This window comes from Streptomyces sp. NPDC044033 (assembly GCF_056434425.1).
In genome coordinates, this window is record NZ_JBWKFF010000002.1 from 759,080 (window position 1) to 766,502 (window position 7,423).

General features: G+C 73.2%; 5 protein-coding genes. 2 read left to right on the forward strand and 3 right to left on the reverse strand.

Going from position 1 to position 7,423, the window contains the following annotated elements; all coding sequences use genetic code 11:
- Window positions 1–18: 18 nt before the first annotated feature.
- Both AC07AB_RS06885 and AC07AB_RS06890 read right to left on the reverse strand, forming a co-directional pair.
- Window positions 19–1,818 (reverse strand): gamma-glutamyltransferase family protein, encoded by a 1,800-nt coding sequence (locus tag AC07AB_RS06885; RefSeq protein ID WP_478561192.1) that lies wholly within the window; start codon window positions 1,816–1,818, stop codon window positions 19–21.
- A 130-nt stretch (window positions 1,819–1,948) separates the two neighbouring features.
- Window positions 1,949–2,422, reverse strand: a complete 474-nt coding sequence (locus AC07AB_RS06890) for a DUF3761 domain-containing protein (protein WP_478561195.1) — start codon at window positions 2,420–2,422, stop codon at window positions 1,949–1,951.
- Between the two features lie 359 nt (window positions 2,423–2,781).
- Here AC07AB_RS06890 and AC07AB_RS06895 point away from each other — a divergent pair, with 359 nt between their 5' ends.
- The gene (locus AC07AB_RS06895; RefSeq protein WP_478561198.1) at window positions 2,782–3,648 is read left to right on the forward strand and encodes an AraC family transcriptional regulator; all 867 of its coding nucleotides are present in this window, start codon (window positions 2,782–2,784) and stop codon (window positions 3,646–3,648) included.
- A 232-nt stretch (window positions 3,649–3,880) separates the two neighbouring features.
- The gene (locus tag AC07AB_RS06900) at window positions 3,881–4,945 is read left to right on the forward strand and encodes a lipoate--protein ligase family protein (protein WP_478561201.1); all 1,065 of its coding nucleotides are present in this window, start codon (window positions 3,881–3,883) and stop codon (window positions 4,943–4,945) included.
- A 298-nt stretch (window positions 4,946–5,243) separates the two neighbouring features.
- Here the strand turns inward: AC07AB_RS06900 and AC07AB_RS06905 are convergent, their stop codons facing one another.
- The gene (locus tag AC07AB_RS06905; RefSeq protein ID WP_478561204.1) at window positions 5,244–7,208 is read right to left on the reverse strand and encodes an AfsR/SARP family transcriptional regulator; all 1,965 of its coding nucleotides are present in this window, start codon (window positions 7,206–7,208) and stop codon (window positions 5,244–5,246) included.
- Window positions 7,209–7,423: the final 215 nt, after the last annotated feature.

A 7,423-nucleotide genomic window follows, 5' to 3' on the forward strand; every position in this document is an offset into this window, starting at 1 on the left:
CGTCAGGCGTACATGGGGTTAACGCCCTACCGCGTACCCCTGCATTCCGCGTGGGTTGGCCGCCGCCGACAGCACGCCCGTCTGCGGGTCGCGCGCCACCGCGCACAGCCGCCCCTCCGACCAGGGCTCCCCCACGCTCACCTCGTGCCCTCTGCGGCGCAGCTCCTCGATCGTCTCGGCGCCGATCCGGGCCTCGACGGTCACGCTGCCGGGCAGCATCGCGCGGGGGTAGAAGGAACCGGGGAAGCTGTCCTGGTGCCAGTTCGGCGCGTCGATCGCGCCTTGCAGGTCGAGCCCGCCCCGTACCCGCTCACGCAGCGCCACCGCGAGGAAGAAGTGCACCTGCCATTGATCCTGCTGATCCCCGCCGGGGGTGCCGAAGGCCAGCACCGGTACGCCGTCGCGCAGCGCGAGCGAGGGGGTGAGGGTCGTACGGGGGCGGCGGCCGGGCGTGAGCGAGTTCGGCAGGCCCGGGTCGAGCCAGGCCATCTGGAGGCGGGTGCCGAGCGGGAAGCCCAGCGCGGGGATGACGGGGTTGGACTGGAGCCAGCCGCCGCTCGGGGTCGCGGCCACCATGTTGCCCCAGCGGTCGACGATGTCGAGGTGGCAGGTGTCGCCGCGGGTCGCGCCGTCCTTGGCCACGGTCGGCTCCCCCGCGCCCGTACCGGCGAGGCCGAGCGCGTCGAAGCCCGCGCCGCCCGCGGCGACGGTGGTGGTGTGCTCGCTGAGCCGCGGCGCCCGGCCGTCGGGGCTGCCGGGGCGCAGCTCGTACGAGGCCCGCTCGCCGATCAGGGCGCGGCGGTCGGCGTTGTAGCCGTCCGACAGGAGGGTGTCGAGCGGTACGTCCGCCGCGTCGCCGTACCAGGCTTCGCGGTCGGCCATCGCGAGCTTGCCGCCCTCGATGAGGGTGTGCACGTACTCGGGGGTGCCGTAGGTCAGGCCGTCCGGCAGCAGGGCGAGCTGCTGGAGGAAGACGGGCCCCTGCGACCACGGGCCGGCTTTGCAGAGGGTCCAGCCGTGCCAGTCGTAGGTGACCGGGTCCTCGTACGTCGCCTGGTAGGCGGCGAGGTCCTCGGCGGTGAGCGTGCCGGTGTGCCGTTCGCCCGAGGTGTCCATGGTGGGCCGGGCGGCGGCGGCCACGAGCGCCTCGGCGACGAACCCCTCGCGCCACACCCTGCGCGCCTCGTCGATCTGCGCGGCCCGGTCCGTGCCGGCCGCTTCCGCCTCGGATATCAGCCGCCGCCAGGTCGCCGCGAGCGCCGGGTTCTTGAAGAGCCGGCCCGGGGCCGGGGGCTCGCCGCCGGGCAGATAGAGGGCGGCGGAGTCCGTCCACTCCGTCTCGAAGAGTTCGCGCACGCTCTCCACGGTCTCGCCGACCCGCTCGACGGGGGCGTGGCCGTCCTCGGCGTACCCGATGGCGTACTTCAGCACGTCGGAGAGGCACTTGGTGCCGTGATCGCGCAGCAGGAGCATCCACGCGTCGAACGCGCCCGGCACGGCCGCCGCCAAGGGGCCCGTGCCGGGAACGAGTTGCAGGCCGAGCCCCGCGTAGTGCTCGATGCTCGCCCCGGCAGGGGCCGGCCCCTGCCCGCACAGCACCCGCACCGGTCCGCCCTCGGGGGCGAGGATCATGGGCACCTCGCCCGCCGGTCCGCACAGATGCGGCTCGACGACATGCAGGACGAATCCGGCGGCGACGGCCGCGTCATAGGCGTTGCCCCCGTTCTCCAGGACCGCCATCGCCGACTGCGAGGCGAGCCAGTGCGTGGAGGACACCATTCCGAAGGTTCCTTGGAGGGTCGGCCGGGTCGTGAACATCGTCGGACTCCTCGGGCTGCGACGGCGGGTGGCGGCCGTACGGACGGCAGGTGCCGTACGGGCCGTACTGCCCCCGTGCGCCACGAGCCGCACCAGCTGTACTAGCTGTACCGGCCAAGTGCCGCGCATCCTACGCCGGGAGGTCCTTCAGCCAGGTGGCCACTCCCCCGTGGTGGGAGCAGGTGCCGCGGCGGTGTGCGGAGTAGGAGTAGCTGCCGTCATCGCAGATGGCGGAGGCGCCGCTGTGGGAGCCGCCGGTGCTCGAACCACCGGAGTCGGAGTGGCTGCCGCCGGACGACGAACCGCCCGACGATGAACCGCCGCCCCCGCCCTCGTGGTGGGCCGGAGGCTTCGGCGCGGGGTGGCTCGTCGGCGGCTCGGGATCGGGCGCGGGCTCTTGGGCCGGCGGAGGCGTCGAAGGGGCGGACGTCGGGGTCGAGGTCGGAGTCGGAGTCGGGCTCGGCGTCGGCGACTCACTGGGCGTCGCCGATGCCGAAGCCGAAGCCGTGGCCTCGGGAGACGCGCTCTTGCCCGTACCGCCGTCCCCCGAGCCGTCGCAGCCCGCGACGCCGAGCCCGAAGGCCAGCACGGCAGCCGCGGACACCCAGGCCCGCCCGGGTCTACGCGCGGTGAAGGCGGTGAATATGTTGCTCACGATCAGGTCCCCCCTGACGCTCTGCTGCGCGGAGCGTCCGCGCATGGCTCCGCCGCCCGGTCGCGAACCGGTGCCCGGCCGACCGGGAGAGCGGGGTGGGGGGAGTTCGTGGGGTGTGCAGAGTGTACGACGGAATCGGCTCGGGTCATATGCCAAGTCGCCCCGCCGCGAGGCCGCCCCGCCTCACGGGAACAGACCGGGCCGGGCATGGAATGTCGGGTCCGGCATCGTAGGCGCTCCTTAGCGTGAGTGACGGATCGAGATCCGTGAGTGACGGATCGAGAAAGCCAAGGAAGAAGGACCAGGGCATGCTGGAGCGGCTGAACCAGGCCATGGAGCACATCGAGCGCCATCTCGATCAGCGGATCGAGATGGCCGAACTCGCGCGGATCGCCGTCACGTCGGAGTACCACTTCCGGCGGATGTTCTCCGCGCTGGCCGGCCTGCCGCTGTCGGAGTACATCCGGCGCCGCCGCCTCACCGTCGCGGGCGCCGACGTACTCGCCGGAGAGCACACGCTGCTCGATGTCGCGGTGCGCTACGGCTACGGCTCGGGCGAGGCGTTCGCCCGCGCGTTCCGCGCCATGCACGGCATCGGCCCGGGCGAGGCCCGTCGCACGGGCGCCGCGCTGCGCTCCCAGCCCCGTATGTCCTTCCGCCTCGTCGTCGAAGGGAGAAGCAGTATGGAGTACCGGATTGTGGAGAAGGAGGAGTTCCGGGTGGTGGGCGAGAAGGCGCGCGTCCCCCTGGTGCACGAGGGGATGAATCCGGCGATCGCGGAGTTCATCCGGGGCATCGCCCCCGAGACGCTGCGGCGTCTGGAGGGACTGTGCGATCAGGAGCCGCGGGGGATCGTCGCGGTGAGCGACGATCTCGCCGACAGCCGGGCGGAGGGCACGGAACTCGACTACTACCACGGGGTGGTGACCGGCGCCGAGGCCCCGGCGGGCTTCTCGGCCCTGACCGTACCGGCGGGGTCGTGGGCCGTCTTCGAGAGCTCGGGCGAATTCCCGATGGCCCTCCAGCTGCTGTGGCGGGACGTCTTCACGCAGTGGTTCCCCTCCAACCCGTACCGGAGCCGTCCGGGCCCGGAGATCCTGCGCACCCGCCTCTCCCCCGACGCCGCGCGGGCCGACGCGGAGCTGTGGATCCCCGTGGAGCGCACCACCGCCTGACCCTGCCCGTACGGGGCCGGAGCGCGGTCCCGTACGGGCACTGCCCACGCCGTACGGGGCCGGACTCCCGTGCGACCGGCCGGCGCCGGCCTAGATCCACCGGACCTACCACGCCTATCGGGCGTACCGCCCGCTTTCCCCGGCATCACCGCGAACCGGAAACCCCAGTAACGTGGGCGCCGAATCGGCAGACGTTCGAGAGCCGGTCCCGGAAGAGGCGGAGGAATGCGCGGTGCACGGTGAGTACAAGGTCCCCGGTGGGAAGCTCGTCGTCGTCGACTTGGAGGTCGAGGACGGGGCGCTGCGCCACGTGCGGGTGGCCGGGGACTTCTTCCTCGAACCCGACGAGGCGCTCCTCGCCATCGACTCCGCGCTGGAGGGCGCGCCGGCCGCCATGGAGACGGCGGGGCTCGCCGCTCGGATCACCGCGGCGCTGCCCGAGTCGACCGTGATGTTCGGCCTGACCGCGGAGGGCGTGGCCATCGCCGTACGCCGGGCGCTCGCGCACGCCACCGAGTGGAGCGACTACGACTGGCAGCTCATCCACGAGGCGCCGCAGTCGCCCGCGCTGCACATGGCGCTGGACCAGGTGATCACGGAGGAGGTGGCGGCCGGGCTGCGGCCGCCGACGCTGCGGGTCTGGGAGTGGGCCTCGCCCGCCGTGATCATCGGCAGCTTCCAGTCGCTGCGCAACGAGGTCGACCTCGACGGGGCCGCGCGGCACGGCGTCGGCGTGGTGCGGCGGATCTCCGGTGGCGGAGCGATGTTCGTGGAGCCCCGGAGCACCATCACGTACTCGCTCTCCGTCCCGGACTCGCTCGTGTCCGGCCTCTCCTTCGCCGACAGCTACGCCTACCTCGACGACTGGGTGCTCGCCGCCCTGGGCGACATGGGCATCAAAGCCTGGTACGAGCCCCTCAACGACATCGCGACGGAGGCCGGCAAGGTGGCGGGGGCCGCGCAGAAGCGGATGGTCGGCCCGGCCGGCGGCGCGGGCGCGGTCCTGCACCACGTGACGATGTCCTACGACATCGACGCCGACAAGATGCTCGACGTGCTGCGCATCGGCAAGGAGAAGCTCTCCGACAAGGGCACCAAGAGCGCGAAGAAGCGCGTCGACCCGCTCCGCCGGCAGACCGGGCTCCCCCGCGAGACCGTCATCGACAAGATGATCGCCTCCTTCCGCAGCCGCTACGGACTGGCGCAAGGAGAGATCACCGGTGCCGAACTGACGCGGGCCGAGGAACTGGCGCGCACCAAGTTCGGCACCGAGGAGTGGACGGCGCGGGTGCCGTAAGTCCGGCGCCGTCGGCACCGCCTCCGCCGCCCCTCGGTGACATTGCCGCATCAATGGCACTGCCGAATCGATGGCATCGCCGAATCCATGGCACTGCCGAATCGGTGGCGTTGCCGCAGGGTCCGGCGTCCGCGGTGCCTGACCCGCCTCTCGGGAGATCACCGCACGCGGCGGCGCCCGGCCAGGGAGATGATGCGGGCTCTCCGTCGCGGTGGGCCCCGTCGACCGCTACTTCTCGCGGCGGCGCGGGGCCCGGCCCCGCCGCGGCCCGAGACCGGGGCCGGCAGCGGGGAGCGGCTCACTTCAGGCCGCGGCCGGGGATCGCGCCCGGCCGGGTGAGGGCCCGGTCGGAGCCGCCGCTCCGAAGCAGCCGGCCCAGCGCCGCCGTGCGCACGGTCTGCGGCTCCTGCTCCGCGCACTCGGCGGCGTAGATCCCGACCAGCGGGTGGAAGCGGTACAGCCGTTCCTCCGCCTCCTCCAGCAGGTGGCTGTTGACCAGGACGCCCAGCAGCCGCCCCGCGGCCGTCCGGTCGACGCCCGCCAGCGCGGCCGCGATCGTGACGGTGATCACCCGGCCGTCGAGCAGGCCGAGGAGGCGGAACATCCGTGCCGCATCGGCGGGGAGGGTGCCGTAGGAGGCCGCGAAGGCGCGCCGCAGGCTCCCGGAGTTGTCGTCCACGACCGCGAGCTGGTCGAGCCGGGTCCGCTCCGAGGCGTACCGCTCGGCCAGTTCCGCAAGGCGTACGGTCGTGTCGGCGGCCAGCGCCTCCGCCGCGCTGCGCAGCGCGAGCGGCAGCCGACCGCACAGTTCGGCGAGGCGCTCGGCGTCCTCGCGCTGCCCGGCCAGCCGCTCCTCGCCGAGCAGACCGGCGAACAGCTCGACGGACTCCCCTGGGGTCAGCGGCCCCAGGGCGGCTCGGTACGCGCCGTCCCGCACGACGAGCCCGCTCTGCCGGAAGCGGCTGGTGACGAGCACGCAGGCGGGGCCGTTGGGGATCAGCGGACGCAGCTGCTGGGCCTGGTAGGCGTCGTCCAGGACGATCAGCACGCGGCGGTCGTGCAGCAGGCTGCGGTAGAGCGCGGTGCGGCCCGCCAGATCGTGGGGCAGTTGGCGTTCCGTGACCCCGAGGCTGCGCAGGAAGGACGCCAGCGCCGCCGAGGGGGTGAGCGGGGCGCGGTCGGGGTTCGCGCCGCACAGGTCGATGTAGAGCTGCCCGTCGGGGCACCGTTCGGACAGTTGGTGCGCCAGGCGCAGGGCGAGCGCGGTCTTTCCGACGCCTGCCGCGCCGTCGATCACCATCAGGGTGGTGCCGCGGTCCGGGTGCGGGCGGCCCTCGGCGGCCACCTCCGCCAGCCGCGCCAGCATCGCGGACCGTCCGACGAACACGCGGGCGCTGGGCGGGAGTTGAGCCGGGCGGGGCACGAGGACCGGCGCGGGTTCGGCGCCCTCACGCGGGGCATCGCCCCGGGCCCGCGCCGGCGCCCCGGCCGGCTCGGGGCGCGGGCGGGAGTCGAGGTCGGGGTGGCCGGCGAGGATCTTCTCATGCAACCCCCGCAGCTCACGGCCCGGCTCGATGCCCAGGTCCTCCTTGAACAGCCGCCGGGTCTCCCGGTATACGCCGAGCGCGTGGGCCTGCCGTCCGCAGCGGTACAGCGCCAGCATCAGCAACCAGCACAGCCGTTCGCGGAACGGTTCGCGGACGGCGCAGTCGGCGAGCCGGGCCGCCGCCTCGGGGTGGCGGCCGACGGCCAGCATGGCGGCGGCCCACTCCTCGACGGCCGTCAGCCGAAGTTCCTGGAGCCGGGTGCGTTCCACCGCGGCGAACGGCCCGGGTACGTTGCCGTACGCCTCGCCGCGCCACAGCCCGAGCGCCGCGTCGAACTCCCGCAGCGCGCCGGGAGAGTCGCCGCTCGTCAACAGCCGGCGGGCGTGGGTCTGGTGACGTACGAACAACTCGACGTCCACGTCGTCGCGTTGCAGGAACAGCGCGTATCCACCACCGGTGGAGACCAGCAGCTCCGCGCCCTCTCCCCGGCCGCGCTGCGGCTCCAGGGCCCGGCGCAGTCCGGCCACGTACCGGTGGACGCCGTTGGCCGCGGTCTGCGGGACATCGCCGCCCCACACCGCGTCGACGAGTTGTTCGACGCTCACCACGTCGTTGACCCTGCTGGCGAGCATCCCGAGGACCGCGCGCTGCTTGGGCGGCCCCAACGTCACCTCGACATCATCCCGCCAGGCCCGCGCCGGGCCCAACAGCTCCATCCTCACGGTTCCCCCCGTACAGAACATGGCTGACCTCCTCCGAGATGAGTGCGGCGGCAGATTGCCGCCGCACCGTGGCGCCGGGTGCGGGGGGGGGGGGGGGGGGGGCCCCCCCCCCCCCCCCCTCCCCAAGCCACCAAGCCTTTTACCTCCAGTTTTTCCGAAGACTCCCGGGATCTTCAGAATTTGTTGTGCTCCCCCAACCAGAACAAACC

What these genes read in the sequence shown, in the direction of transcription:
- AC07AB_RS06885 (WP_478561192.1), bottom strand. Translation starts at nt 1,818, where the DNA reads ATGTTCACGACCCGGCCGACCCTCCAAGGAACCTTCGGAATGGTGTCC.
- AC07AB_RS06895 (WP_478561198.1), top strand. Translation starts at nt 2,782, where the DNA reads ATGCTGGAGCGGCTGAACCAGGCCATGGAGCACATCGAGCGCCATCTC.
- AC07AB_RS06905 (WP_478561204.1), bottom strand. Translation starts at nt 7,208, where the DNA reads ATGGAGCTGTTGGGCCCGGCGCGGGCCTGGCGGGATGATGTCGAGGTG.